The sequence below is a fragment of the Streptomyces sp. NBC_01439 genome, assembly GCF_036227605.1.
In the GTDB taxonomy this organism is placed as follows: domain Bacteria; phylum Actinomycetota; class Actinomycetes; order Streptomycetales; family Streptomycetaceae; genus Streptomyces.
This window is the reverse complement of the sequence record NZ_CP109487.1, coordinates 8,591,665-8,617,781: the sequence shown is the minus strand read 5'-3', so window position 1 is coordinate 8,617,781 and position 26,117 is coordinate 8,591,665. Positions and strand designations below refer to the sequence as shown.

Annotated in this window: 28 protein-coding genes; 12 read left to right on the top strand and 16 right to left on the bottom strand. The window is 72.6% G+C overall.

Translation table 11 applies throughout. From position 1 onward, the window contains the following. Positions 1 to 37: 37 nt before the first annotated feature. Positions 38 to 430: a hypothetical protein gene (locus OG207_RS39205; protein ID WP_329105737.1), complete on the top strand. Its 393-nt coding sequence runs from the start codon at positions 38 to 40 to the stop codon at positions 428 to 430. Positions 431 to 659: 229 nt separating this feature from the next. Next, complete coding sequence (locus OG207_RS39200) at positions 660 to 1,826, top strand: ATP-binding protein (protein ID WP_329105735.1); 1,167 nt, start codon at positions 660 to 662, stop codon at positions 1,824 to 1,826. Positions 1,827 to 1,882: 56 nt separating this feature from the next. Here OG207_RS39200 and OG207_RS39195 read toward each other — a convergent pair whose 3' ends face one another. Beyond that, entirely contained in the window at positions 1,883 to 2,791 is a 909-nt protein-coding gene (locus OG207_RS39195) for a phosphotransferase family protein (RefSeq protein ID WP_329105733.1), read from the bottom strand. A gap of 220 nt (positions 2,792 to 3,011) precedes the next feature. Between OG207_RS39195 and OG207_RS39190 the strand changes: the two genes are divergently transcribed. From OG207_RS39190 to OG207_RS39180, 3 genes are all read left to right on the top strand, one after another. Further along, complete coding sequence (locus OG207_RS39190; protein WP_329105732.1) at positions 3,012 to 4,010, top strand: DUF1996 domain-containing protein; 999 nt, start codon at positions 3,012 to 3,014, stop codon at positions 4,008 to 4,010. Between the two features lie 83 nt (positions 4,011 to 4,093). Next, the gene (locus OG207_RS39185; protein WP_030725819.1) at positions 4,094 to 4,705 is read left to right on the top strand and encodes a sigma-70 family RNA polymerase sigma factor; all 612 of its coding nucleotides are present in this window, start codon (positions 4,094 to 4,096) and stop codon (positions 4,703 to 4,705) included. Next, positions 4,702 to 5,427 carry an anti-sigma factor gene (locus tag OG207_RS39180; RefSeq protein WP_329105730.1) on the top strand — a complete coding sequence of 242 codons (726 nt, stop codon included), beginning with the start codon at positions 4,702 to 4,704 and terminating at the stop codon, positions 5,425 to 5,427. Before OG207_RS39185 ends, OG207_RS39180 begins: the two co-directional genes overlap by 4 nt. 436 nt (positions 5,428 to 5,863) lie before the next feature. On the opposite strand, the gene OG207_RS39175 is transcribed toward OG207_RS39180, so the two are convergent. Together OG207_RS39175 and OG207_RS39170 are read right to left on the bottom strand one after the other, a co-directional pair. Continuing rightward, positions 5,864 to 6,595, bottom strand: a complete 732-nt coding sequence (locus OG207_RS39175) for a DUF7873 family protein (RefSeq protein WP_329105728.1) — start codon at positions 6,593 to 6,595, stop codon at positions 5,864 to 5,866. A gap of 9 nt (positions 6,596 to 6,604) precedes the next feature. Then, positions 6,605 to 8,020 (bottom strand): hypothetical protein, encoded by a 1,416-nt coding sequence (locus OG207_RS39170; protein ID WP_329105727.1) that lies wholly within the window; start codon positions 8,018 to 8,020, stop codon positions 6,605 to 6,607. Between the two features lie 145 nt (positions 8,021 to 8,165). On the opposite strand from OG207_RS39170, the gene OG207_RS39165 reads away from it, so the two are divergent. Beyond that, positions 8,166 to 9,071: an ATP-grasp domain-containing protein gene (locus OG207_RS39165; protein WP_329105725.1), complete on the top strand. Its 906-nt coding sequence runs from the start codon at positions 8,166 to 8,168 to the stop codon at positions 9,069 to 9,071. Then, positions 9,068 to 9,889 (top strand): ATP-grasp domain-containing protein, encoded by an 822-nt coding sequence (locus tag OG207_RS39160; protein WP_329105723.1) that lies wholly within the window; start codon positions 9,068 to 9,070, stop codon positions 9,887 to 9,889. Before OG207_RS39165 ends, OG207_RS39160 begins: the two co-directional genes overlap by 4 nt. A gap of 40 nt (positions 9,890 to 9,929) precedes the next feature. On the opposite strand, the gene OG207_RS39155 is transcribed toward OG207_RS39160, so the two are convergent. Next, a complete protein-coding gene (locus OG207_RS39155; protein ID WP_329105721.1) occupies positions 9,930 to 10,418 on the bottom strand; it encodes a hypothetical protein in 489 nt (162 codons plus the stop codon). 284 nt (positions 10,419 to 10,702) lie between these two features. On the opposite strand from OG207_RS39155, the gene OG207_RS39150 reads away from it, so the two are divergent. Together OG207_RS39150 and OG207_RS39145 are read left to right on the top strand one after the other, a co-directional pair. Next, the gene (locus tag OG207_RS39150) at positions 10,703 to 11,557 is read left to right on the top strand and encodes a DMT family transporter (protein ID WP_329105719.1); all 855 of its coding nucleotides are present in this window, start codon (positions 10,703 to 10,705) and stop codon (positions 11,555 to 11,557) included. Between the two features lie 155 nt (positions 11,558 to 11,712). Beyond that, a complete protein-coding gene (locus tag OG207_RS39145) occupies positions 11,713 to 12,903 on the top strand; it encodes a serine hydrolase domain-containing protein (RefSeq protein WP_329105718.1) in 1,191 nt (396 codons plus the stop codon). Positions 12,904 to 12,916: 13 nt separating this feature from the next. On the opposite strand, the gene OG207_RS39140 is transcribed toward OG207_RS39145, so the two are convergent. The 3 genes from OG207_RS39140 to OG207_RS39130 all read right to left on the bottom strand — a co-directional run bounded on the left by OG207_RS39140 (position 12,917) and on the right by OG207_RS39130 (position 14,949). Further along, positions 12,917 to 13,642 (bottom strand): maleate cis-trans isomerase family protein, encoded by a 726-nt coding sequence (locus OG207_RS39140; protein ID WP_329108200.1) that lies wholly within the window; start codon positions 13,640 to 13,642, stop codon positions 12,917 to 12,919. Between the two features lie 79 nt (positions 13,643 to 13,721). Then, positions 13,722 to 14,627: a fumarylacetoacetate hydrolase family protein gene (locus OG207_RS39135; RefSeq protein WP_329105716.1), complete on the bottom strand. Its 906-nt coding sequence runs from the start codon at positions 14,625 to 14,627 to the stop codon at positions 13,722 to 13,724. 121 nt (positions 14,628 to 14,748) lie between these two features. Then, on the bottom strand, positions 14,749 to 14,949 hold the full coding sequence (locus OG207_RS39130; RefSeq protein ID WP_329105714.1) for a hypothetical protein: 201 nt from the start codon (positions 14,947 to 14,949) through the stop codon (positions 14,749 to 14,751). 96 nt (positions 14,950 to 15,045) lie between these two features. Here OG207_RS39130 and OG207_RS39125 point away from each other — a divergent pair, with 96 nt between their 5' ends. Next, entirely contained in the window at positions 15,046 to 15,531 is a 486-nt protein-coding gene (locus OG207_RS39125; RefSeq protein ID WP_329108198.1) for a carboxylesterase family protein, read from the top strand. 347 nt (positions 15,532 to 15,878) lie between these two features. Here the strand turns inward: OG207_RS39125 and OG207_RS39120 are convergent, their stop codons facing one another. The 3 genes from OG207_RS39120 to OG207_RS39110 all read right to left on the bottom strand — a co-directional run bounded on the left by OG207_RS39120 (position 15,879) and on the right by OG207_RS39110 (position 18,705). After that, entirely contained in the window at positions 15,879 to 16,052 is a 174-nt protein-coding gene (locus tag OG207_RS39120; RefSeq protein WP_329105712.1) for a hypothetical protein, read from the bottom strand. Positions 16,053 to 16,118: 66 nt separating this feature from the next. After that, positions 16,119 to 17,558, bottom strand: a complete 1,440-nt coding sequence (locus OG207_RS39115) for an amidase (protein WP_329105710.1) — start codon at positions 17,556 to 17,558, stop codon at positions 16,119 to 16,121. 67 nt (positions 17,559 to 17,625) lie between these two features. After that, on the bottom strand, positions 17,626 to 18,705 hold the full coding sequence (locus OG207_RS39110) for a DUF2330 domain-containing protein (RefSeq protein ID WP_329105708.1): 1,080 nt from the start codon (positions 18,703 to 18,705) through the stop codon (positions 17,626 to 17,628). A gap of 86 nt (positions 18,706 to 18,791) precedes the next feature. Between OG207_RS39110 and OG207_RS39105 the strand changes: the two genes are divergently transcribed. Further along, positions 18,792 to 19,301: a hypothetical protein gene (locus OG207_RS39105; RefSeq protein ID WP_329105706.1), complete on the top strand. Its 510-nt coding sequence runs from the start codon at positions 18,792 to 18,794 to the stop codon at positions 19,299 to 19,301. Positions 19,302 to 19,310: 9 nt separating this feature from the next. Here OG207_RS39105 and OG207_RS39100 read toward each other — a convergent pair whose 3' ends face one another. The 5 genes from OG207_RS39100 to OG207_RS39080 are packed head-to-tail and all read right to left on the bottom strand — an operon-like array spanning position 19,311 to position 24,066. Continuing rightward, entirely contained in the window at positions 19,311 to 19,940 is a 630-nt protein-coding gene (locus OG207_RS39100) for an HAD family hydrolase (RefSeq protein ID WP_443072880.1), read from the bottom strand. A 26-nt stretch (positions 19,941 to 19,966) separates the two neighbouring features. Next, the gene (locus tag OG207_RS39095) at positions 19,967 to 21,070 is read right to left on the bottom strand and encodes an ABC transporter ATP-binding protein (RefSeq protein WP_329105703.1); all 1,104 of its coding nucleotides are present in this window, start codon (positions 21,068 to 21,070) and stop codon (positions 19,967 to 19,969) included. Between the two features lie 4 nt (positions 21,071 to 21,074). Beyond that, entirely contained in the window at positions 21,075 to 22,016 is a 942-nt protein-coding gene (locus OG207_RS39090) for an ABC transporter permease (protein ID WP_402694283.1), read from the bottom strand. Next, positions 22,013 to 22,903: an ABC transporter permease gene (locus OG207_RS39085; protein WP_329105699.1), complete on the bottom strand. Its 891-nt coding sequence runs from the start codon at positions 22,901 to 22,903 to the stop codon at positions 22,013 to 22,015. Before OG207_RS39085 ends, OG207_RS39090 begins: the two co-directional genes overlap by 4 nt. After that, positions 22,903 to 24,066, bottom strand: a complete 1,164-nt coding sequence (locus OG207_RS39080) for an ABC transporter substrate-binding protein (RefSeq protein ID WP_402694151.1) — start codon at positions 24,064 to 24,066, stop codon at positions 22,903 to 22,905. The genes OG207_RS39085 and OG207_RS39080 overlap by 1 nt, the downstream gene beginning before the upstream one ends. Positions 24,067 to 24,299: 233 nt before the next feature. On the opposite strand from OG207_RS39080, the gene OG207_RS39075 reads away from it, so the two are divergent. After that, positions 24,300 to 25,058 carry a GntR family transcriptional regulator gene (locus tag OG207_RS39075; RefSeq protein WP_266600392.1) on the top strand — a complete coding sequence of 253 codons (759 nt, stop codon included), beginning with the start codon at positions 24,300 to 24,302 and terminating at the stop codon, positions 25,056 to 25,058. A 5-nt stretch (positions 25,059 to 25,063) separates the two neighbouring features. On the opposite strand, the gene OG207_RS39070 is transcribed toward OG207_RS39075, so the two are convergent. Further along, positions 25,064 to 26,077 carry an NAD-dependent epimerase/dehydratase family protein gene (locus OG207_RS39070; RefSeq protein WP_329105694.1) on the bottom strand — a complete coding sequence of 338 codons (1,014 nt, stop codon included), beginning with the start codon at positions 26,075 to 26,077 and terminating at the stop codon, positions 25,064 to 25,066. Positions 26,078 to 26,117: the final 40 nt, after the last annotated feature.

The following is a 26,117-nucleotide window of genomic DNA, read 5'->3' as shown; positions in this document are numbered from 1 at the left end:
GGCGTCCCGGGGTGCGCCGAAGGCTCACAATGGCGACATGGTGATGGTGCTCCCCCCGTATTCCTCGTCCCCCGTCGTGAACGGTCATCCGCTCCTGGACGAGCCGGGGTTCTGGCCGGCTCACCTGGCCGAGCTCTGCGAGGGGTTCGCGGCGGGTGCCTTCGGGGTGGACGCCTGGGATGCCCAGGACATGTGGGAGCGGCTCCGGGACGAGTCGGCCTGGCCGGTCTTCTCCGTGCCGCTGAGCGGCGGCTTCGTCATCGTCGCGCACTACAACAGTGGCGAGGAGTTCACGACGACGGACTACTTCCTCACTCACCCGGACTGGTCCCGTGCCCTTCGGCTTGCCGCCGACGATCAGGACCGCATCGGCCCGGGGCCGTGCTGGCCCGAACTCGCCGCGCTGACGCGGTGCCTCACACCGGGCTGAGGCACGCACCGGAATCGGGGACCTCGGGGGCGCCGGAAACGGGGTCGTGCGCGGCCCCGGCGGGCCCGCGGCCGCGATTTCACCGTCGTGCGCGACCCCGGGGAGGCCCGGCTCCGGGCAGCCGCTCACCCACCCGTCCACACGCTCGACACACTGCCCCTGACCTGGCCTTTTCCTCCGATTCACCTAGCCTGGTGGCATCACCCGGACACCATCGGAGGGGGACTTCGTGAGTGACGAAGCGATCAAGTACGACGCCAGCCACATCAAGGTGCTGGAGTGGCCCGAAGCCGTGCGCAAGCGGCCCGGGATGTACATCGGCTCGACCGGCGAACGCGGCCTGCACCAGATGGTCTTCGAGGTCGCCGAACGGGCGGTGAACGAGGCCGTGGCCGGCCGCGCCAGCTCCGTCGGAGTGACCCTGATGGCCGACGGCGGCGTGCGGGTCGACGACGACGGGCCGGGCATCCCCTTCGGGGCGGCCGAGGACACCGACGGCCCCGGCCTCGAAGCCGTGCTGACCGAGCTGTCGGCCGGGGCGAGGCCCGTTGACCGCCGCACCGTGACCGTGGCCCTCGTCGGCTTGGGGCCCGCCGTCACCAACGCCCTGTCCAGCCGGCTGACGGCCGAGGTGCGGCGCGAGGGGGTCCGCTGGGTCCAGGAGTACGCGTGCGGCGTCGCCATCGCGCCGCCCACCGCCGCGGGTCCGGCGACGGGAAGCGGGACCACCATCACCTTCCGGCCCGACGCCACGCTCTTCGAGACGACGGAGTGCTCGTTCGCCGTGCTGGCGGAGTACTTCAGGGAGCTGGCCTTCCTCAACCGGGGCCTGGACATCTCATTGACCGATGAGCGCCCTCCGGGTGGTCCCCAGGCGGCGCGGTTCCGTTTCCTGGGCGGCGTACGGGACTTCGTCACGTCCCTCCGGGCGCGGTCGGGGGCGTACCTGCGCACGGACGTCGTCGCCTTCGAGCGGGAGGACCCGCGGATGGCGGGGACGATGGAGGTGGCCCTGGGGTGGTGCGGCTCCCGCGAGGAGCGGGTCCGCAGCTTCGCCAACAGCATGGCCACTCCCTACGGCGGCGCCCATGAGGTGGGCCTGCGCGACGGAGCGGCGGCCGCGCTCGACGCGTACGCGCGGGCGCGGGGGCTGTTGACGGCGGCGGACCCCGGTCTCGGCGCCGACCGCATCGGCCAAGGCCTGACGGCGGTCGTGTCGGTCAAGCTGGACCATCCCGAGTTCGTCGGCGCGGCACGCGGAGAACTGGGCAACGGCCCCGTACGCGCCTGTGTCGGGGAGGCCGTGCGGGAGCACCTCGGCGCCTGGCTGGAGCAGAACCCGGGGCAGGCGGAGGCCGTCATCACCGAGATCCTCCGGGCCGACGCCCTCGACTGAGTGCTCGCCGCGTCCCGGCCGGCATCGGCGAAGGCAGGCCGGGACAACGCGACGATTCAGGCATACCTCTCGAAGAGGGCGTGGATGTAATCCTCCAGTCGCTGCGTCAGGACACGTGCCGTCAGGTCGACCCGGCCCAGCTCACGCCAGGGCACGCCGACCTTCTCCGCGTCCGGAGCGAAGCCCAGCGCGTCCAGGAGGCGCCAGTAAAGGTGGGCGGCGTGGTCCTCGGTCAGGGTTCCTCCCGCGGCGACGTAGCGGTCCGCGAAGCCCATCCCCGCGGGGACCCCGTGCAGCAGGGCGAGGGCCGTCGAGCAGTGCGCCACGTCCAGGTCGGCGGGCCCCCAGGAGGTCTCCACCCAGTCCACGACGCCGCTGATCCGAAGGTCCTCGTCCGCGCCGGTGAAGAGGACGTTCCCCGGATGGAAGTCCCGGTGCAGGAAGCGGCCCCGGTACTCCGGGGGATCCTGGCGGATGACGTCGACCGCCCGCCGCCAGAGCTCGGGCCGCCGGGTGTCCGCGGGCGGGCTCACCCCTTCGGGAGAGGCCCAGGCCTGATACGTACGGGGCCGCTGGGCTGCGGCCACCGGCAGCTGATGGATGCGCACCAGTTGGCGGGCCAGCAGTTCGGCGCGCGCGGTGGCGTTCCGTTCGTCCAGGCGCACGGTTCCCGGCAGCAGGGACATCAGGAGCGAGGGGTGGTCGCAGTACTGCGCCGTCGCGTCCACCGCCACCAGCGTGGCCGCGGGCACGTCCGTGTCGCCGAGCAGGCGCAGGATCGCCGCTTCACGCGTCAGCAGGCCTTCCGCGTGCCGGACGTAGAAGGGCGTGACGAAGGACCGCAGGACGAGCGAGCGCCGTCCGTCCGGGCCGCCGAGGTCCAGCCGCCGCATCTGCGAGGTCCAGCCTCCGCGCAGCCGTACCACCTGCTCGATGCGTTCCGTCGCGGGCAACCCCTTCTCCACTCAGGAGCGCGTGGCACCCCAGTCCTCACCGGCTAACTCCGCAACCATGCCCACGGTCCTCTCGCCTTCGTTCATGGAGGCAGGCTATCCGTCCGAGTGAACCATCGGCCTCGCCTTCCCGGGCGGGCGAGCGGCCCACGGAACGTACGAATCACGGCGCCGCGCCCGTCATGCGGATGACCAGTTGACGGCGGGGGCGCCACCGGCAACCGTGACCGGCATGGGTAACGAACACCGGCTGCTCACTCTCGCCGTCTGCCTGGTCCTGGCCGGCGGACTGATCGCAGCGGTCCTGGGGGCGTCGCGGGCGGCCGGTCCGCACGCCGGGGCGGCGGACGGGCGGCCGGTCGCGTCCGACTACGTGGACATAGGCGACGTCCCGCGCCTCCCTGCAGCCGCTCCCGCCGCCGGGTCCGAAGGATCGGCCGGATCGATGGTGGTGGATTGCGGCCGCAACGAGCAGGGCCACTACAACGAGGACAACCTCGTGGTCTCGCCCGGCCTGCTGGGCGGCGCCCATCACACGCACGCCTACGTGGGCAACCTCTCCACCAACGCGCTGTCGACGGAGGCCTCGCTGGAGGCGGCCGCCACGAGCTGTGCGGGCGGCGACCGGTCCACGTACTACTGGCCGGTCCTGCGCCGCCCCGACCGCCCGGGCACGCGCCCGCACGAGGATTCGGCGGGGCACGGGAACGTCGGCGAGATCGTGCCGGAGACCTCGGTCCTGGTGGAGTTCCGCGGCAACCCGGTGAGCAAGGTGGTGCCGATGCCGCGCTTCCTGCGCGCGATGACCGGTGACGCCGTCGCGTACACGGCGGACACCGAGGCCGACGTCCGGGCCCGCTGGGGATGTTCGGGCTCCCCGGACCGGGCCACCACCCGATACCCGCGCTGTCCCGCGGGCGAGCGCGTCACCCGCACCCTGGTCTTCCCGAGCTGCTGGAACGGCCTCGACACCGTCGGCGTCACGCACCGCTCGCACTTGCTCTTCACCGCTGCGAACGGCGTCTGCCCGAAGGACACCTTCCCGGTGCCCGAACTGCGCGTCTCCCTCGCCTACGAGATCCCGCCGGGGCTGAACGTGGCCCTCGACTCCTTCCCCGAGCAGCGGCACAGCCCGAAGACCGATCACGCGATGTTCGTGAACGCGATGACCGACCGGCAGATGGCCGCGGTCGTGGACTGCCTCAACAAGGGCCGCGCCTGCCGGACCTGAGTGACGCAGGTCACGTGAACCGAATCCGCCCCGGTGGCGTGTTCCGACCGCACCACATATGCGAGGAAGACGGAGAGGGTGAGATGGCCGGACCACTGTGGCCCCGCACTCGGCGGGGCTCGACCGATGAGGCACTGATCAAGTCGGTGTACGAGGAGCACGGCCACGCCCTGCTCGCGTACGCCACCCGGCTGACCGGAGATCGGGCCGCCGCCGAGGACGTCGTACAGGAAACGCTGATCCGCGCCTGGCGCCACTCCGAGGTGCTGGTCAACGGAAAGGGCTCGGTGCGCGGCTGGCTGCTCACCGTGGCCCGCAACATCATCACCGACCGCTACCGGGCCAAGGCCGCCCGGCCGCCGGAGGTTTCGGGAGCCTCGTCCGCTCCCCCGGTGGAGGCGGACCACGCCGATTCCGTGGTGGACAGCATGACGGTCCTGGGGGCCCTCGATCAGCTGTCGCCGGAACACCGCGACGTCCTGAAGGAGTTGTACTACCGACAGCTCAGCGTCGCGGAGGCGGCCGACAGCCTCGGCATCCCGGCGGGTACGGTCAAATCTCGTTCGCACTACGCCCTCAAGGCGCTGCGCGACGTCTTCAAGAGCGACGGATTCAGGGACATCGGTTCCAGAGAAGGAAAGCGATCGGGCAGGCCGCCCCAGCAGCCCGCCGGACTGCGTGAGGTGGTGGCATGAACCGGCAGAGGCACGAGGAGGAACTGCTCGGCCCCTACGTACTCGGCGTCCTGGACCCCGAGGAGATCCGCCGGGTCGAGGAACACACGAGCGGATGCGGGCAGTGCCGGGAGGAGGTGGCCGCGTTGCGCGAGATGGAGGCGGCTCTGGGCGAGGTGCCCGACGAGGCGTTCCTCGACGGACCGCCGCACGGCGGTGACCTGCTGCTCCAGCGCACCCTGCGGCAGATGCGCGGGGAGCGGGCCGGTGATTCGCGGCGGCGCGCGGGCCTCGCGGGACTGGCGGTCGCCGCTTCGCTGGCCGCCGTGTTCTGGGCCGGTACCCAGCTGGGTACGGGCGATTTGGACACCGAGGCGCTGCCCGTGCCGCCGTCCCCGACGGCCACGGCCAACCCTTCCCCACCGCCTGCCGGGACCAAGGTGCTCTCCGCGACCGACAAGGCCACGGGTGCGCGGATGACCGTACAGATGACGCCCGCCACCAAGTGGGTGCGGGTGCACGCGGCGGTCACGGGCGTACCGCCGGGCGAGCGGTGCCGGCTGGTCGTGGTCTCCAAGAACGGCACGCGCACCACGGCCGCCGGCTGGGTCACGGGCAGCCAGGAGAACGGCGAGGCCAAGGGCGCGGCGCTGGACGGTTCGGCGGCCGTGGACCCGGCGGACGTCAAGGCGATCCTGGTGGAGAACGAGTCGGGCCGGACGTTCGTGTCCGTTCCGGTCTGACCGTTCCGGTCTGACCGGAACGGTCAGACCGGAACGCGGGCCGGAACGTGACGGAGCCCGGGAGCATATCCAGCTCCCGGGCTCCTGTGTGCCACCCAATTGCGCACACCGGCACGTTTAAGAGTCGCGGATCATTCTTAGATCGACGTGTTCTACCTTTGAACTACCGCGCCACGAGGAGAGGCGCAGAGGGGACTTGAACCCCTATCCATCGATGATCGTCCACGCTCGGTCGATCCGGTGTTCGGCGGCGAATACTGAGACTGGAGCGATAATCTGAGATTGAAGGGCCGCCTCTACCAGCTTGGGCCACCCCGGCTCGCAATGCCGGGGGAGGGATTCGAACCCCCAACTGACACCCTCGTTCAGCTTCAACATCAGTTTCAGCTTGCGCTCTCGCGCACCTCCCGCAGACATACGGGAGGGGTTCTGTGGGCTACCTGAACAGGTAGCCGAACACCGCGTCGCCGACCCGCTGGTCGGTGACCTCGGCGCTGTTGGCCTCCTCGCGGGCGAACTTGACGGCCTGCTGGAGCTTCTCCACGCGGTCGATCAGCTCGTTGACCCGCCGGGCGGGCAGCGCACCGGAGAACTTCACGGTCGTCCAGTACCCGACCGGCACGTCCTCGTAGTACACCTCGACCTGGGCCGGGTGCTTCTCGGTGGCCTCGGCCTTCACGTGGTTGCGCGGCACCTTCTTGGTGCGAATGGTGCGCACCGCGTCCGTCTTCCAAGAGTCCGTGGACGGGTCCAGGTTCCAGGATTCGGAGGCGTCCAGTACCGGCAGCTTCCGCACGAAGGTGTGCATGTCGGTGAGCTGCTTCTCCAGGAAGAGCAGGTACGGCACGGGCACTTGAGCCAGCAGGACCGTCCCGTCCACGACGACGTCGGCGGCCGCGGTGCGGTTGGCCCAGTCCTTGGTCGCCGTTACGTCGAACAGCCGCGTCAGGGTTCCCGCCGTCGCCCGCAGCACGTCCTCGGCCTTGACCTGCACCCGGGTGGACTCGGGCGGCAGCTGCTCGCCCTCCTCGTCCTTGGGCTGGTAGGTCCGGGAGATTCCGGCCAGCAGGGCGGGCTTCTGGACGTCGTGGTGAGCCTGGGTGAGCTCCTGGAGGGACTTGGACTTGACGCCCTTTTCCACTGCGATGATCTGATTCAGCTTCGGCACGTGATCAACCTAGCAGTCGATTGTCCGATCATTCACCGGGATTTCCGGCACGCCCGCCCGGTCCAGCAACCGGCGCATGTCCTCAGGCGGCAGCGCGGGGTTGGCGGCCGCGGCGGCCTCGGTGTCCGGATCGGCGAGCAGTTCGCGGATCCGGGCCACTGGGAGCCGGGGGTGCCGGGCGGCAGCTTTACGCGTATCGGGGTCCCGGCTGAGACGGTCGAGGAGTTCCGGTTCCAGACCGGGATCGCGCAGGGCCAGCCGCCGGCGTTCCGGATCGGGCGAGGCGCCGAAGCGGGCGGCGAGCCCGGCGGCGGGGAAGCCCGGCCGGGCGACGAGCATGAGTACGGCGCGGTGGGTGCCGTTCAGATAGAGGTCGAGGAGCAGCTCGGGGGGCGGTTCCGGGTGGAACTCGGCGAGCAGCAGGCGTACGGCGAAGTCCTCGTCCCCCGCAAGCAGTTCGACGGCATCGGCCGGCAGGCCGGGACAGACCGCGGCGCTGCGGCGCAGCCAGGTGTGCGCGGACCGGGCGCACCGGCGCAGGAACTCGGCGTCCTCGCGCCGCCCCCACACCCAGTCGAGCGTGCCCAGCCGGGCCTCGGGGTCCACGGTGTAGTCGATGGCGGCGCGCTCGGCCTCACTGAGCTCGGGGCGTGCGGAGACCGCCAGCCGGACCCACGGGTCGGGGTCGTCGGCGAGGCGCGCCACCAGGTCGGGCGCAAGGCTCGGGTTACCGGCGATCGCCGGGAGCCGTTCCCCCTCGACGACCACGCGTTCGGCGAGCTCCCGGCTGAGCCGGCCGTTCCGCAGGACGTCCGTCGCCCGCCAGTCGTCGCCCAGTTCCCCGACCAGCCAAGTAGTCCGTTCCTCGTCCTCGTGGCAGACCTGTTCGGCGGCCTCCCGCCGCACTTCGTGGTCGTCGTCGTGGAGGAGACGCTGCCGTGCGGCGTCCGGGAGCTCCCGCCAGGCACCTCGACAGGCAGCCCGACGGAACATCGGATCCACGTGGTCCGCAAGCCCCGCCAGGACGCGGGCGGGCGTCCCGCCCCACTCGACCAGTTCCCGGCGCACCAGGTCCCTGGGATGGTTCAGCAGCCGCTCGTAGGCCCAGTCGGGCAGGGGGGCCACCTGCTGCCGGTAGGTCAGGGGGCCGACCGCGAGCGCGAGGTGGACCCCCGGGCTCGGGTCTTCGACCAGCCGGGCGCGCTGTTCGGGTGCGGCGTTGCCGTTCTCGGCGAAGGCGATCCGTACGTGGCGGTCCGGGTGGACCAGAACGGCCTCGACCACCTCCTGCGGCAGCACGGCGCGCCGCGCAACCGCCCGTCGCACCCACTCGTCTTCGTGGCCGAGCAGGCGCACCAGCACATCCGCCGGTGCGGCCGTGTTCGCTACGAGCCCGTGCAGCAGCCCGGTCCACCGATCGCCCATGCCCTGTCCCTCCCCCTTGCCGAAGCGGGAGCGTAACAAGGAAGCCCACAGCCGGACCGATCATCACATTGCGGTCCATGACATCCTGTGACGTCATGACTCGCCGGACGTATCGGCGGACGTCCGGGGAATATGGGGAAGGTCCATGAGGCTCTGCTTCCTGGTGGAGGAGCACTACCGCCACGACGGCATGCCGAACGAGGTGATCCGGCAGCTGACCGCGTGGGGGCACCGGGTGGACGTCGTACGGCCCGGCGGCTCGCTCCTGCGCATGACCGAGGTGGTGGACGCGGGTGCCCACGACGCGTGGGTCCTCAAGACGGTCTCGGGCGGCCCGGGTCTGACGCTGCTCGAGGCGGCCGCCGCGGCCGGTACGACCACCGTCAACGACGCCCGGTCGATCCGGGGCGTACGGGACAAAGCGCTGGCCGCCGCCCTCGGGCGCGGCCGGGGGCTCCCGCTGCCGCCGACGTACGCCGTGGCCCGCCCCGAGTTGCTCAGGGAGGTCCCGGCCGCGGAGTACCCGCTCGTCGTCAAGCCCGCCGACGGCAGCTCCGGGCGGGCCGTGCACCTGGTGTCCTCGCCGGAGCGGCTGGAGTCGCTGCTGCCCGTGCTCGCGGGCGAGGGCCTGCTCATCGCCCAGCCGTACGTGCCCAACTCGGGCACGGACATCAAGGTGTACGCGGTCGGCGGGGAGCTGTTCGCGACCGAGCGGTGCTCGCCGCTGCACCCGGACCCCTCCGTGCGGGAGCGCCGCGTACCGCTGTCGGCCGAGGTGGCGGCGATCGCCGCACAGGTGGGGGCGGTCTACGGGCTGGACCTGTACGGCGTGGACGTGCTGCTGGGCCCGGACGGGCCGGTGGTCGTCGACGTGAACGACTTCCCGAGCTTCCGTCAGGTGCCGGACGCGGCCGCGCGGGTGGCCCGGGCGGTGCTGGAACTGGCGCGGGCGGGCGGCTGCGCGCAGCAGCCGGCGCCCGTGGCGCTGCCGTACCCGCTGCCCCTGTCGATCCCGGCGCAGATCTCGGCCGTGGGGGGCGACGGCGCGTGAAGATCGGCCTGATCACCCCGGAACCCGGGCATCCGCTGCTGGCGGACACCACGGCCCTGCTGGCCCCGGAACACGAGGTCGAAGCCCTCGATCCGGCCGCCCTCGAGGACGTGCCGCTGCCGCTCGCCGAGGTGTACCTGCTGAAGTCGCGGACGCCGCACGCGCTGGGTCTCGCGCGCGACCTGGAACGGCGGGGAGCGGCCGTGGTGAACTCCGTCTCGGCCACCGCGCTGTGCCAGGACCGTACGGCGATGGCCGAGCTCGCCCTGCGGGCCGGGCTCCCGTTCGCCGCGACCCGTACGCACGACTCCCTCGGGACGTGGGCGGCCGGGGCCCGACCGGACGCCCCCGTGGTGGTCAAGAGCCGGTACAGCCGCCGGGGCGACCTGGTGGCCCGCGTCGACGACGCGGCACGCCTGCGGGAGTTGGCGCGGGAGTGGCCGCACGAGCCGGTCGTGGTGCAGGAGTACGCGCCCAACAGCGGCTGGGACCACAAGCTGTGGGCCATCGGGGACCAGGTCTTCTCGGCCCTGCGCCGGTCCGAGCTCTCCCCCGGCGGCCGTGGCCCCACCCGTCCCCTGCCCCTGGCGGAACTGCCCTCCGGCTGGGCCGATCTGGTGCGCGAGGTGGGCGCGGTGTTCGCGCTGGACGTCTACGGCGTGGACGTCATCGACACCGGCGGCGGAACACCACTGATCGTGGACATCAACGCCTTCCCCGGCATCCGCGGCCAGGCCGGAGCCCCGGAGGCCCTCGCGGCGCTGGCCCTGCGCCGGGCCGCGGGGCGCCACCGGGGGAGACGTTCGGATCTCGCCTGACCCGCACGGAAGACTGCCGGCCGCGTGCCACGCGTCTTCTCTACTGCCCGCAGCGGAAGTCGTAGTAGCCCATGCCTGCGACGAGGACCGAGGTGAAGGAGACGGGCAGGCCCTGCCCGTCGCGCGGTACTTCCTGGGAGGTCTGGCGGGTGAAACCCAGCGAGACGCCCGGCACGAAGACGTTCCCCGGGTCCTCGTCGTCCACGGTCCACCCACGCTCGCGCAGCTCCGCGAGGACGGTGTCGGCCGGGGTGGTGAAGACGTCGTGCCCGTCCAGCAGGACCCGCGTGGTGCACTGCCGACCCTCTCCGGGCCACCACAGTTCCACGGCCGTCACACGGTCGACCGCATCGAAGAAGACCGTGTAGCCGACCCCGTCGAAGTCGCCCATCAGCCGACGCGCCCTCCGCGAGGTGGGGCCGACCACCCGCGGCTCGCCCCAGGGCCGGACCGCGGCCACGGCCTTCCCGTACGGACTTCCGAGGCGTACGGGCCCGGCGGCGGTCGGCGGTGCCAGGAGCAGATCCATGTCGTTTCTCCGATTGCCTACTTGAGCGCTTCGCAGCCCGTGGTCCGCTCCCGTTCTCCGGCGTCTGCCGGCCGCCGGGATCCGCGTTCGGCCCCTCACGGGCGCACCATCAGAATCGAGCGAGCTTACAGACCTTGAAGGTCGCCCCTCCAGCCCTGCTGGTGATCCGAAGGAACCGGCCCTGGTCCTGCCGGGCAGGTCCGGACGGGGGAATGCGCGGGGTCGGACGGCCGTGGCCCGGTGTCGTGACGCGGAGGGGCGGCGGACGCCGTGAGGATCGGCGCATGGGCGTCGTCCTGCCGGTCCTCTTCGCGCTGTTCGCGGCCTTCAGCAATGCGCTCGCCACGGTGCTCCAGCGGCGCGCCGCGCTCACCGTGCCGCAGAGCGACGGCTTCCGCCCCGGCCTGGTCCTCGATCTGCTGCGGCGTCCGTTGTGGATCGGCGGCATCCTGGCCGTGATCGCGGCCGGGGCGGGGCAGGCCCTGGCGCTGGCCACCGGCGCGCTGGCCCTCGTACAGCCGCTGTTCGTGCTGGAGCTGCCGCTCGCGCTGCTGATCGCCTCGCTGATGACGCGGCAGCGGCTGCCGCGGGCGCTGTGGCTGGCCGTGGCGGGGGTGGTGGCGGGGCTCGGGGTCGCGCTCGTGGCCGCCTCGCCCATGGGCAACCGGACCGACGTGCCGCCCGAGCGCTGGGTGGTGGCCCTGGCGGCGTGCGCGGTCGTCGTGGCCGCCCTGGCCGTGGCCGGACTGCGCCTGCCGCCCGGCCGGGCCAGGGCCGGCTGTCTCGGTGCGGCCACCGCCGTCTGCTACGCGCTCACCGCCGCACTGATGAAGTCCGCGGTGCACGTCCTCGACGACGACGGTTTCGTCGCCTTCCTGACGACCTGGGAGACGTACGCCTTCGGGGCGACCGGCATCTGTGCCCTGCTCCTGCTGGAACACGCCATGCAGGGCGGCCCGCTGGTCGCGTCGCAGCCCGCGCTGACCCTCGGCGACGCGAGCATCAGCATCGCGCTGGGGGTGGTGCTGTACGAGGAGCACCTGCGGTCGGGCTGGTGGCTGCTCCCCCAGCTGCTGGGCATCACCCTGATCTGTGCGGGCGTACTGGCGCTGGCCCGGGCCGGGGAGGGCGCGCCGTGAGCGGGCGGGAGCTGGTCCGGGCTCCGCGGGCGTCCCTGATGCGGGGTCAGGGTCGCTTCAGGGTCGGCGTAGGGGCGATCCCCGTCGAACACGGACGGGCCGGCGGACATACTCGCCGGGACATGATCATTACCTTCCGAGTGGAGTTACCCCCCATGCGCCGTTTCCCGGCCCTGTCCCTGACCACCGCCGCCCTGGTGCTCGGAGTCGTCGCCCCCGCGCAGGCCGCCACCGCCGGGCCCCCCGCGCCCCTGGACCGTGCCGCCCTGCGCGAGGCGATCGCCGTGCGCCCGGGCGACGGTGCCGCCGGGGTGGTGGCCGAGGTGCACAAGAACGGGCAGACCTGGCGGGGTGCGTCCGGGGACATCGTCACCGGTCGGCGCGTCAGCCCCGACGCCCACTTCCGGATCGGCAGCATATCCAAGCCCATGGAAGCGGTGATCCTGCTCCAGCTGTCGGCCGAGGGCCGCGTCGACCTGGACCGGAGCGTCCAGCACTACCTGCCCGGGCTGCTGCCGGAGGACCGGTTCGAGGAGCCGATCAGCGTACGGCAGTTGCTCAACCACACCAGCGGCCTGCCCCAGGACTTCGAGGGCGCCCCGCCCACCTCGCCGGACGAGGACATCGATCGGCGCCTCGACTACGTCACCTTCGACGAGGTGATCCGGCAGACGCTCCGCCCGGAAGGCAGGCCGGCACCCGGCCCGCGCTTCCACCCCGGTACGCGGCAGGAGTACAACTCCTTCGGCTACCGCGTCGCGGGCAAGCTCATCGAGGAGATCACCGGGCACTCCTACCAGTACGAGGTGACGGCCCGCATCCTGAAGCCGCTGAAGATGCGGGAGACCCGGGCCGCCGCGCCGGGCCGCAGCACGCCCGTGCCACGGCCCTACCTGCCCGGCTACCAGCCGAAGGGCAACGGCGAGCTGGTCGACGTCAACGTGCAGGGCGGGCTGCCCGCCAGCATGACGTCCACCACGGGTGACCTGGACCGCTTCATCTCCGGCCTGTTCGACGGCCGACTGCTGCGCCCGGCCCAGGCCGCGGAGCTGTTCACGGTGCCGAAGGGCATCGACGGCAAGCCGCTGCCGTACGCCAACGACGCGAACTGCAACACCGGTCCCGGCAGGGGTACGGCCTGCTTCAGCGTCGGACTGATGTCCGTACCGCTGCCCGACGGCTCGGTCCTGTGGGGCAAGACGGGGTCCGACCCGGGGTACAGGAGCGGTGTCTTCGCCTCCCGTGACCTCGACCGGCGCGCGGTCTACTCGGTGGGTACCTCGTCCTCCCTCAACAGCTTCCCGGCGGTGGCCCAGCGCCTGGCCCTGACCGCCTTCGGCAGCTGACGGGCCGTACCGGCTACCCCGGCAACGGGGCCCGCGCGTACGCGCCCGACAGCAGGTGGCCCGCCCCCGGTGCCACCGCGTCCAGGTCCAGGGACCGGAGCAGCTGGTGGGCCGTGCAGACGGCCGCGGACACCACCGGCTTGCCCAGGAGCTGCTCGGCCTCCTCGATGGCGCCGAGCGAGGGCATCTGTACGCACGCCGAGAGCACGACCGCGTCGGCATCGGCGTACTCCAGCGCCCGGGCGAGACCCGGCAGCCGGGCCGGGTCGTGGGCGGCGACGTCCAGGTTGTCGGGGATTTCGAGGGCCCGATGGTCCAGGACCTCGATGCCCTCGTGCGTCAGGTAGTCCACGACGGTCCGCGTGAGCGGGCGCATGTAGGGGGCCAACAGCACGATCTTCTCGGCGCCGATGGTGTGCAGCCCGTGGACGAGGGCTCCGGCACTGGTGACGACCGGGGCGGGCGCGCCGTTCTCGGCGGTCCGGGCGTGCAGGCGCTGCTCCGAGGTGCGGTGGTAGCCGAGGCCCATGCTCATGATGGCCACCAGGCAGGCGTAGCCCAGGACGTCGACCCGGGCGTCGGAGAGTTCCACGGCGCAGCGGTCGGAGTCGGCGTCCATGGCCCTCAGCTGTTCCGGGGTCACGTGGGTCATGCGCATCCGGCTGGAATGGAAGGTGAAGCGCTCGTCGGGCACGACGGCCTGGCGGGCCCGGAGGACGGCCGGGACCTCCGCCTCCATGGTGACGTTGGAACTCGGCACGATCTGGCCGATGCGGTAGGTGCGGGGTGACACGGGTGCTCCTTCTTGCCCGGGCGGGTCAGCGGGCGTCGACGACGGGGTTGGTCAGGGTTCCGATGCCTTCGACCGTGGCCTCGACGATGTCACCGGGGCACAAGAACTCGGGCGGGACCATGCCCGCGCCGACGCCGGACGGTGAGCCCGTCGCGATGACGTCGCCGGGCTCCAGGGTCATGCCGGAGCTGATGTCGGCGATGAGGCGGGCGATGGGGAAGAGTATGTGCCGGGTGTTCGACTTCTGCTTGGTGACGCCGTTGACGCGCAGCGAGAGGTCGAGGGCCATCGGGTCGGGGATCGCGTCGCGGGTGACGACCACCGGGCCGAAGGGGGCGTAGGAGTCCTGGCCCTTGGAGAAGAACCACTGGCCGGAGCGGCGCTGGTCGCGGGCGCTGATGTCGTTGACGATGCTGAAGCCGAAGACGTGCTCGTACGCGTCCTCCTCGCTCACCCGGAAGGCGGGGCGGCCGATGACGACGGCGAGTTCGCACTCCCAGTCCAGCTGGGTGGTCAGGTCGGCGTTGTGCAGGATCGGCTGTCCGGGGCCGGTGACGGCGGTGGCGGGCTTGCCGAAGAGGACGGGGCGCGGCGGCAGGTCCTTGTCGGTGTCGAGGCTGCGGCTGGACTCCTCGACGTGCTCGATGTAGTTGAGTCCGACGCCGATGATCTTGCCGGGGCGCAGGGGGGCCCGCAGGGACACGGCGTCGATCCGGTGGACGGCCTCGACGGGCCAGGCCTCGGGGCCCGCGGCCAAAAGTCCGCGTGCGGTCTCCTGGGCGGCCGCGCCGGCCCGGATGAATGACATCAGGTCCGGCGGCAGTTGCACGTCGGCCCGCCGGGCCAAAGTGGTGAGGTCCACGACGAGGTCGTCGACCTGCGCGCCGAGACGCACGACAGCATCGTCGAGGGTGTAGCTGACCAACCGCATGGGTGCTCCTTGCGTGATGAGGGGGAGGGTGCGCGGGGGTGGGTCGGCGGCGGCACTCGCCGGTGCTCCGCCGTGCCGGGGCCGGTGTCGGGGCCGGCGGCGTCCGGCACGGCGGAGCGGTTCAGGTGGTGGGCTGGTGGCCGCCGTTGTCGGCGTAGTCCTCTTCCCGGTGGAAGCCGAGCGAGCGCATGACGGGGAAGTCGTTGAAGGAGAAGAGGCAGGCGTCCTCGGCCGGGTCGAGGTTGTGGTGCTCGTGCCAGGCCCAGGACGGGACGCAGAAGATGTCGCCCTGCTTCCACTCGAAGCGCTGTACGGCGATCACCGAGACTCCGGAGCCCTTCGCCCGGATCCTTCGGGCTGATGGACCAGCTCGCGGCGCTGCGCTGGACCCGGGAGAACATCGGCGCGTTCGGCGGAGATCCGGGTCGCACGGTATCCGGTCGCGAAGTACGGTTCGCCGTACCTGGCGCTGTCCGCGGTCATGACGGACTCGACCTTCGCGTGCCACACCGCGTGGACGGCGCAGCTGTTCGCAGCCCAAGTGCCGACGTACGTCTACGAGTTCGACGACCCGGCCTCTCCGACGCTCGCGGGCGCACAGGTGCCGGGCCTGGACGAGTCGAACGCGCACAGTGCGGAGCTGGCCTATCTGTACGACTTCACGATGGGCGAGCGCCCGCTGACGCCGGTGCAGGTCGCGCTCGGGAACCGGATGAAGCGCTACTGGGCGGCGTTCGCCCGCTTCGGCGCGCCCGTGGTGGCGGGCCAGGCCCCGTGGCCGGCGGCCGGTCCCGGAGCAGCCACGGTGCTCACCCTCGGCCCGGTCGCGACGCGGCCGAGCACCTCCTTCGCAGCGGAGCACGGTTGCACGTTCTGGCGGACCCGGCCTCCCCGGCCGCTCTGACACCGCGATCCGGGATCCCCCACGAGGAGTTCCACCGCGAGACGGGCCTCCCGGTTGGACCCGCCCGCACCCCGGAATCCGTACGGGCGGTCTCCGGCGATCCGTCCGGGGCCGGACCGTGCCGGACGGTCCCGGAGGCGAGCAGCACCGTCCGATCAGGAGCGACCGGCCTGGCGTAGAAGGCGCCGTTCCCTCACCGGTGCCCGGGCGCGAGCGCCGGGTCCACCAGGGGATGGGCGGGTGGGACCCCACTGGCGACGGCCCACCCAGCCCTTCAGCGAAGCAGCTCGCACGAGGGCCGTTCCGGGGAACGTTCCCGGAACGGACGCGGCCCCGTGCGGCACGAGTCAGGGGGTGGTGAGCGTCGGGTTGTTGACGACCTTCGCGCAGATGGCGTAGACCTCCAGCGTGCCCGGGTTGGTGGTGTCGGTGTTCGTCGCGAACGCCCACCACCGCTCACCGGCGATCGGCGCGCTCGCGCTCAGGGCGTACCGCTCCGCGTGAGAGTTCCCGGCGGTCACGATGGCCCCGCCGCCCGTACGGGTCTCACCGGCCCGAGGCGCCCGGGGGACGGCCGCCGGATCCCGTCAGGCGGACGGGAGCCGGGGGCGTCGCTGCGCCCACGGCCGGACCTCCTCCAGTTGCGCCGCGACCCGCAGGACGGTCACCTCGTCGTCCCGGCGGCCCACCAGTTGCACGGCGAGCGGCAAACCGTCCTCGCCGAGGCCCGCCGGGACGGAGGCGGCCGGGTGCCCCGTGACGTTCCACAGCGCGGTGTAGGCGACCATCGGGCGCGAGCGCGCCAGCGCCGTCAGCAGCCCGGCGCCGTCCAGCGCACCCACCGGGCGCGGGCGCTCGGCGACGACCGGTGTCAGCAGCAGGTCCATGGTCGTGAACATGCGGTCGGCGCGTTCCGCCAGCCGCTCCCCCGCCCGGATCCCGCGCTCCACGGCGGATCCCGGCACCAGCCGGGCGAGCGCCAGGGTCCGTCGGGTGCGCCGTTCCAGCAGGTCGGGGCGCTCGACGGCATCGGCCTCCGCCCGCACTCCACCGCAGAACTGCGCGGCGAACGGCGCGGTCGCGTCGGGATAGCGGGGGTCGACCTCCCTTACGTCGTGGCCCAGTTCGCGCAGCGCCCGTACGGACTCCAGGACGGCCCCGACGTGTTCCGGATGCGGACGCACCCCGGGCACGGCCGGCTTGACCGAGTAGCCGATGCGCAGCCGGCCCGGCGGGCTCTCCAGGGCCGCCACCCAGCTGGTGGTCGAGGGGCCGGCGCTCCAGCGGTCGGCGGGGGTGGTGCCGGCGAGCACGTCGTAGAGCAGCGCGGCATCGCCCACGCTGCGGGTCAGCGGCCCGACGGTGCCGAGGGCGTACCAGAGGTGCGGGTTCGGGGCGGTGGAGACCCGGCCGCGCTGGGGCTTGAGGCCGAACAGACCGCAACAGGCGGCCGGGATGCGGATGGATCCGCCGCCGTCGCCGCCGAGGGCCGCCCCGACCAGTCCGGCCGCGACGGCGGCGGCGCTGCCGCCGCTGGAGCCGCCGGGGGTGCGGGTGGTGTCCCACGGGTTGCGGGTGTGACCGTGGGCGGCGGATTCGGTGAAGGGCCACTGGCCGAACTCGGGCATCGTCGTCTTGCCGATGACGACGGCGCCGGCGGCGCGCAGGCGGCGTACGGCTTCGGAATCGGCGGTGACGGGGGTCCGGTTGGCGGATCCGCCGAAGGTGGTGACCTGACCCGCGACGTCCAGTTCGTCCTTGACGGCGACCGGGACGCCGTGGAGCGGACCGGTCGGCTCTGCCGCGTCACGGGCATCGGCCTCGGCGAGGGCCTGCTCGGCGAGGACGATGCGGAAGGCCCCGAGCACGGGATCGGTCCGGGCCGTGCGGCGCAGCGCGGCCTCGACGAGGGCGCGCGAGGTGGTCTTGCCGGTGCGCACCAGCTCGGCCTGGCGCGCGACCCCCTGGAACATCAACTCCGCGTCGTCCCGGTCCTGTTCCCGCCGCCGTACGCCGTCCTCGTCCATGGACACCACCCTTTCCCCTTACCTTTCGGTAACTCCGGTGCAAGGCTGGTGTCCCACGGCTCGCGCGTCAACCCCGGCCGGGGTGGCGGCGGCGGACGCGGAGCACCGCGACGGACGTGGCCGTCAGGACCGCCACGGCGGCCGCCAGCGTCAGGAGCCAGACCGGGACGCCGCCCACCGTGAGGAGCTCGTCGTGGTAGATCGCCCTGCGGTACGGGGTGTCCTCGGCGGTGGCGCGCAGTTCGTGGTCGGCGTCGATCCGCCCAGGCTCCGGGAACCGCTGGTCGATGGCGGTGAGGAAGACGGACTCGGCGCCCGCCAGTTCGGCGAGCGGGCCGGTCCCGGGGCGGATGGTCCCGGCGAAGGTCACCTCGGGTGCGGAGCCGCCGATCGGAGAGGCCGGCTCCATGCGGTGGTCGGCGAGGACGTACAGGCCGAGGGACTGCGGTGTCCTGGCCATCCGGGAGAGCCGCATCGGATAGACCAGCCGGTCGCTGTCGAAGCGGATCCGCAGCGGGTCCAGGTCGCCGCGCAGCGGCTCGTCCCCCACGCGCGGGGCGAGCCGTACCGCCACGTACTCCCAGTGCTGGTCCACGTACGGCTTGACCTCGGTGGCGAGGCGGTCGGGGAGCTTGAAGCCGTTGGCCTCCAGCCAGTTCTTCAGGGCGTCCGGGTCGGTGGCGGTGAGCCGTGCGACGTCGAAGTCACCGAGCTGCTCGCGTCCGACGACGCCGACCGGTGGCGCTGCGGCGCCGGCCGCTGGGGCGCCGGCCCCGTCCCGCACGCCGCCCGAGGAGAAGGGCCAGTCGTGTTCGCGCGGCCAGAAGTAGCCGCGGTTCTTGTGCTCGGGCAGGGTGAGTCGGCCCAGTTCGTCGAACATCTTGCCGTCGCCCAGCTCCACCGCGGCCCGGCTCGGTACCGGCATGATCCAGGCGGCCCGGTGGGCGTCCCCGCCGACGGTGAACCGCATGACGATCTGCTCCGTGCGCCCGTCCCAGCGCACCACGGAGGTCTCGCGGTCGACGCCGATCCGGGACTGGCCGTCGGGAATCATGGCCCCGCACCCGCACGCGTAGGCGGGGTTGACCAGTGCGCCCAGCTGGGTCACGAGCAGGGCGCACAGCAGTGCCACAATTCTTCGTTTCATCCTCACGGCGTCTGTGACGAAGGCCCCCGCGATCCGGTTCCGACCCCCCTCGCCGACCACTGCGACCTGGCCTCATACTGTGCCCCATGACGGGGAGCGAGAAGCGGCAGCAGGCTCTGCTGCGCCGGTCCGCGGTGCTGCGCAGCCCGCTGGTTCCGGATGCCGTGGCGGCGGAGATCGCGCGGCACGACTGGGAGTCCATCGAGTGCGGCTGCGGCCGCTCGGCGGGCCATCTGGTGGACGCGGTGCGGGACGCCGCCGAGGGACATCCTTCCGCGTTCCACGCGCTGGAGGGGCACGTCTTCTTCGCCGAGCACCTGAAACCGCCCGCCCCGGCGGTGTGCGGTGTCCTGATGGCCGCCTGGGCCGCGCACCCGCCCCGGCGGGCGAGCCGCGAGGCCCTGCTGTGGACCCTGCTGGCCCTGCTGTGCACGGTGGACGACGGCGGCACCCACGAGGCCGGACTGCACGGGCAGTGCGCCGCCTTCATCCGTACGGGTATCGACGGCTTCCGCCGTGAGATCGCCGCCGACCCCGGCTCCGGGAGCGCCGCCTACGCGGAAGGCATCCTGGACATCCTCGGCCTGCCGACCTGAGTCCGGGGGTCAGCCGGCCGCCGTCACGCAGCGCCGTAGCCGCGCCACGGTGACCTCCTCCAGGGACTCGGCGAAGGTCCGCGGCGGTGACGCCGGAACCGCCAGTAGGGACGGGACCACGAGGACCGCGCAGCCGGCCGCCTCGGCGGAGGCGGCGCCGTCCGGCGAGTCCTCCACGGCGACACAGGCCCGCGGTGCGAGGCCGAGGCGCCCGGCGGCCGCCCGGTAGGGGTCCGGGTGCGGCTTCGTGCGGGCGGTGTCGTCGGCCGACAGGGTGAAGGCGAAGGGGACATGGGCCAGGGAGCCCCCGACCACCGAGTCGACGACCACCCTCGGTGACGCGCTGACCAGGGCGAAGGGCACGCCCTCCGCCTCCAGCGCGGTCAGCAGCCGCTGCGCGCCGGGCCGCATCGGCGCCCCGGCCTGCACCCCGCGGAAGAATCTCTCGGTGAGCGCCGCCGCGACCTCGGCCGGGTCTCCGCCTCCCGAGACCCGTACGAGGTGGGCGGCGGTGTCCTCCACCGCCCGGCCGACGACGTCCGGTGCGTCCGTGTCGGTGAGCCGGTGGCCGAGGCCGTCGGCTATCTCCTCGGTGGTGCGCCACCACAGCACCTCGGTGTCCACGAGGGTGCCGTCCATGTCGAACAGGACCGCGGCGAGGGTGCTCACGAGGAGCCCGCCACGACGAGCACCGGCCGCTCGGCCAGTCCCACGGCGGCGCGCCTTCCCGGCACCAGGGCTCCCGCGTCCCGCGAGGGGAGGTCCGCCTTGACGCTCACCCCGCCCGGCAGTTCCAGCTGGAGCCGGGTGACGGAGCCGAAGAAGGAGGCGGAGACCACGGTGGCCGTGCCCTCCGCGTCGGCGGTGACGGTGACGTTCTCGGGCCGTACGAGGACCTGCACCTGCGGCGTCGCGGGGACCGGGCCGTCGACGGGCAGGCGCACTCCCGCCACCTCCACCAGGCCGGTGTCGCCGAGCCGTCCGGGCAGCCGGTTCATCGTGCCGACGAACTCGGCGACGAAGGGGGTGGCCGGGCGGTCGTACAGCTCGGCCGGGGCGGCGCACTGCTCCAGCTTCCCGGCGTTCAGGACGGCGACCCGGTCGGCCATCGACAGGGCTTCCTCCTGGTCGTGGGTGACGAAGACGGTGGTGATGCCGAGGGAGAGCTGCAGGCGCCGGATCTCCTCGCGCAGGTTCGCCCGTACCTTGGCGTCGAGCGCGGAGAGCGGCTCGTCGAGCAGGAGTACGCGCGGGCGCAGGGCGAGGGCGCGGGCGAGGGCGACGCGCTGCTGCTGCCCGCCGGACATCTGGTGCGGGTAGCGGTCGCCGTGGTCGGGCAGGCCCACCAGGTCGAGGAGTTCGGCGGCGCGTTCGCGGCGCTCGGCCGCGCCGACCCCCCGTACCCGCAGGCCGAAGGCGACGTTGTCGCGGGCGCTCAGGTTCGGGAAGAGGCTGTACGACTGGAAGACCATGCCGGCGTCGCGGCGGTTGGCCGGGACCCGGGTGATGTCCTGTCCGTCGACGAGGACCTCTCCGGAGTCCGGCTGTTCGAAACCGGCGACGACGCGCAGCGCGGTGGTCTTCCCGCAGCCGGACGGACCGAGCAGGGCGAGGAGTTCACCGGGTTCGACGGTGAGGTCGAGCCCGTCCAGGGCGACGGCGGACCCGAACGCCCGGCGCAGGCCGCGGAACTCGACGCGCGCGCCCGCGGGCCGGTCGGTTTCCGCCGGCTTCCTGGCCGCGGGAAGGGTGGTGGGCGTGGTGGACATGGACTCAGGACTCCTTGCGGGAGGTGGTGGCGGGTGCGGCCGCGGCCGTGGAGGGGGTGGTCCCGGCCCGGGAGAGGACGATCAGCAGCAGCCAGGTGATCAGGAGGCTGAGGATGGAGACGGCCACCGACATCCGGGCCTGCGCTCCGGAGATCGAGACGATCCACACCGCGAAGGGCTGGAACCCGAGGAGGGAGGCGATGGTGAACTCGCCGAGCACCAGGGCCAGGGTGAGGAAGGCGGCGCCGGCGAGGGAGGCCCGCAGGTTCGGCAGCAGCACGCGCAGGACGACGTACGGCCAGCTCGCGCCGCAGCTGCGGGCGGCCTCGACCAGGGTCGGTACGTCGACGGCCCGCAGGCCGGCGTCGAGCGAGCGGTAGACGAAGGGCAGCGCCAGGACCGTGTAGGCGAGGACCAGGACGACGGGGAACTCCTCGTTCTGGACGGCGATGAAGGTCTGGTAGAGCGGGGTCCGCGACAGGTGTTCGGGGCCCCAGCGCAGCACGGTGCTGATGCCGGTGACCAGCGCGATCGGCGGCACCACCAGCGGCAGCATGCACATCACCTCGACGACCGGGCGCAGCCGCGGGGAGCCGAGGCGTACGGCCACCAGCGCGGGTACGGCGAGCAGCAACGACACTGCGATGGTCGCGGCGGCGAGGCCGAGGGAGAGCAGCAGGCTCTCGGTGAAGCCGTCCGCGGAGAGCAGTTCGGTGTACGCCTCGAAGGTGATGCCGTGGCCGGGCACGTGCACGGTGAAGACGAACGAGGCGACGAGCGGGACGAGGAAGTAGGCGCCGGCGAGGGCGAGGACGGCTCCGCGCCAGATCCTGGGGCGGGGCCGACGGGACCGGCGGGCCGGGGTCCGCTCCGGGCCACCGGTCTCCGATGCTTCCGTGTCCCGGGCGCCGTCGGAGTACCGGGCGGTCGGGGTGGTCGGGGTCATCGCAGCCATCGGGCGCTCCGTCGCTGGAGGGGCAGGTAGACGGCCATGACCAGGCCGGCGATCAGGATCATGTCGAGGCCGAGGGCCAGCGCCACGTTCTCCTGGCCGGTGAGCACGTTCCCCGACAGCGCGTCCGCGATCTTGAGCGTGACCAGCGGTACGGAGCCTCCGACGAGGGCCGCGGCCGTGGCGTGGGCGGCGAAGGCGGTGCCGAAGAGCAGCACGAACCCGCCGAGCAGGGAGGGCGCGAGCACGGGCAGGCCGACGTGGCGCCAGAACTGCAGTGCGGTGGCTCCGCTGCTCTGCGCGGCCTCGCGCCATTGCGGGCGCAGCCCGTCCAGCGCGGGGGCGATCACCAGCACCATCAAGGGAATCAGGAAGTACAGGTAGACCACGGTGAGGCCGGTGAAGGAGTACAGGTTCCAGCCGAGTTCGGTGAGGTCGGCGAGCTGGGTGACGACGCCGGAGATCCCGACGGTGGCGATGAAGGCGAACGCCAGCGGTACGCCGCCGAAGTTGGCGAGCACCCCGGAGGCGGTCAGCGCGGCGCCGCGCAGGCCCGCGGAGCGGGAGGTGACCACGGCCTGGGCGATCACCACGCCCAGGACGCCGCCGACGAGTGCGGTGAGGGCGGAGAGCTGGACGCTGCCGATGAGGGAGTCGAGGTAGGGGCCCTGGAGGGAGCGCGCGAGGTGCTCACCTGTCACCCGGGTGGCGCCGCCGGCCGGGTCGGTGCGGGTGACCGCGCCGTAGGCCATGGCGCCGAGCGGGATGCCGAAGCAGAGCCCGGTGAAGGTGAGCAGCGGGAGGGTCGCGAGCCAGGTGCGCGGGCCGCGCCGCCGGCGACGGGTGCCGCCGGCGACGCGGGGGTCGGTGGTGGAGGACATCAGGAGAGGGCCTTGTCCCACTTCTCGGCGAGGGTGGCCTTGGCCTTGTCGAGCTCCTCGGAGGCGGGGAACGTCGGGGTGCCCTGGACCTGCGGGAGCTTGGCGACGGCGGCCTGGTCGGCGGTGCCGTCCTGGGTCATGCCGGGGAGCAGGACCGGGCGGGCGTACCCCTTGAGCCAGAGGTTCTGGCCCTCGGCGCTGTAGAGGAACTCCAGCCACAGGCGGGCGGCCGCCGGGTTCGGGGCCTCCTTGTTGATGGCCTGCGAGTAGTACTGGGCGTAGACGCCGTCGGTGGGGACGGCGACCTTCCAGTCGACGCCCTTGCCCTTGAACTGGTCGGCGTAGCCGGCGTTCAGGTAGTCCCAGTCGATGGAGATGGGCGTCTCGCCCTTCTCGACGGTGGCCGGGGTGGACTCGACCGGGATGAAGTTCCCGTTCTTCTTCAGCTGCCCGAAGAAGTCGATGCCGGGCTGGATGTCGGTGAAGGAGCCCTTGTTGGCGAGGGCGGCCGCGTACACGCCGCCGAAGGCCGAACCGGACTTGGTGGGGTTGCCGTTGAGGGCGACCTTGCCCTTGTATTCGGGCTTGAGGAGGTCGGCGAAGGTCTGCGGGCAGGTGGGGATGCGGGCGGCGTCGCAGCCGATGGAGACGTAGCCGCCGTAGTCGTTGGTCCAGCGGCCCTCGGCGTCCTTCTGGGCGGCGGGGATCTTGTCCCAGCCGGTGACCTTGTACGGGGCGAAGAGGTTCTCGGCCGCGCCGCTGCGGGCGAAGGCGATGCCGAGGTCCAGGACGTCGGGGGCGCGCTTTTGGCCCTTGCGGGACTTGACGGCGGCGATCTCGTCGGAGCTGGAGGCGTCCGGGTTCTCGCTGTTCACCTTGATCTTGTACTTGGCCTCGAAGGCCTTGATGATCTCGCCGTAGTTCGCCCAGTCCGGCGGCAGCGCGATCACGTTGAGCTCGCCCTCCTTCTGCGCGGCGGCGGCGAGGGCCTCCAAGGAGCCGAAGTCGGCGACCGAGGTCGCGGCGCCCGGCTGCACGCCGTTCTTGGCGCCGTCGGCGCCGCCGGACTTCTGGTCGGGTGCGGCACCACAAGCGCTGAGCGTGGTGAGTACGGCGGCGCTGAGCAGAACGGCCGCACCGCGACGGGCGGAGGAACTGAGCACGGTCTCTCCCGGAGACGAAGGTGGGTTCACTTGTCTGAACAAGTTGGCTCTAGTTCGCCCGGGCCCGCTGTACGGACGGTGAACGGCGCCTGTCGCCCGGAGCACGTCTCGAGGAAGAGAGAAGAATGACCGAAAGGAGCCGTGACAGAACCTGTTGGAATGATCATGGGAGACCGGTGCACGGCTATTCCGACACGGCACCGCCGGAACACGGCCAGCAGGGGGCGAAGGGCATGAGCACGAGCGCGGGCACGGCCAGGTACCTGGAGATCGCCGAGGCGCTGCGGCGGGAGATCCTCTCGGGCGAGCTCCCCGTGGGGGCGCACCTGCCCTCGGAGAGCGACCTGGCGGCGCACTGGTCCGCGTCGCGCGGGACGGTCCGCCAGGCGGTCGCCACCCTCGCGGCGGAGGGGCTGATCGGCTCCCGCCAGGGCGCGCGGCGCATCGTCCTGCGCCGGGAGCGCCGGCACAGCTTCGGCGAGCTGAACAGCTTCGCCCAGTGGGCCGAGGGACTCGGGCACCGGGCCGCCAGCCGCTTCCTGTCGCGCACCCGCAGGCCCGCCACGGCCGAGGAGGCGGACCGGCTCGCGCTGGCCCCCGGCACGGAGGTCCTGGCCGTACTGCGGCTGCGGCTGCTCGACGGGGAGCCCACGATGGTGGAGCGGACCGCCTACGCCGACTGGGTCGCGGCGGCCGTCGAGGCGCTGCCGGTGGACTGCCGTTCCGTCATGGACAGCCTGGCCGAGGGGTCGGGGGTCACCGCCCACTACGGCGAGCACCTCATCGACGCGCTTCCGGCCGGAAGCGAGGACGCCCGGCTGCTGGAGATCCGGCGCGGCAGCCCGCTCCTGCGCCAGCGGCACGTCTCGGCGACGGCGACCGGCCGCCCGATCGAGTGGTCCGACGACCGGTACCGGGCCGGCAGCGTGACCTTCAGTGTGAGCAACTCATCGGTAGCAACTCCCTTGGAGCGGCGGGTCGGAGACCAGTGACCGCGTCAGCCGGCGGCGCGCGGGGTCTCGGCGATCGCCCCCGGCAGCCAGTCGACGACGCGACCGAAGCCGAAGCCCAGGGCCGAGGCCCGGCCGTTGTCCATGGCGTAGGCGCGGTCGAAGGAGAAGGGCGAGGCTGCGACTCCCGCCCCGACCACCCGGTACCGGGGCCGTCGCCCCACCTGCGCCGCGACCGCCTCGCAGAGGGCGAGCACGTCGGGCGCGCCGTGCGAGGCCGCGTTGACGGGCCCGGTAAAGGTCTGCGCGGTCGTCCAGTGCAGGAATTCGGCCATCTCGTGGTGATGGATGAACGAGGTGGCGTACGGGGCTTCGTGGACGTCGACGGGGGTTCCGGCCGCGATCCGCTCCACGTAGTGCGCGAGCCGGCCGGTGAACTCCGCCGGGCCCCCGCCGAGGACGTGCGCGGCGCGCACGCTGACGTACGGGAAGGTCGGGCCCCGTAGGAAGACGGCCTCGGCCTGCCGCTTCCCCTCGGCGTAGACGTACGCGGGCCAGGGCCCGGTGGCGCGGCCCGCAGCCCCTGCGAGCGGCAACCGCGCGGGGTCGAGCGTCGCCTCGGTGACCTGGACGGGGCCGGGGCCGGAGGCCCGGACGGGGACGGAGGTGGTGCCGGGCGCGGGGTCGGGGTCGGGAAGGCCGGCGGGAAGGCCGGCGGGAAGGCCGGCGGGAAGGCCGGCGGGGAGCGTGGCCGGGTCGTAGACCTCCATCGTCGAGGTCATGATGTAGCGCCCGGTCCGCCCGGCGAACACCCTTCGGGCGACGGCGGCCTGGAGCGGTGTGTAGCAGACCTGGTCCACGACCACGTCGAACTCGCGCGGGCCCAGAGCCGCCCGCAGTGCTTCCTCGTCGTCGCGGTCGGCGACCAGGCGGTCCACGCCGTGCGGTGGTGCGCCGGAGCCCCGGTTGAGGACGGTGACCTCGTCTCCCGCTTCGCGCGCCCGGGTGACCAGGGTCTTTCCGAAGTACCTACTGCCGCCGATGACAAGAATTCGCTTCATGCGTTCGACTGTGCCGCTGTATGGTCCCCCAGCGGAACCG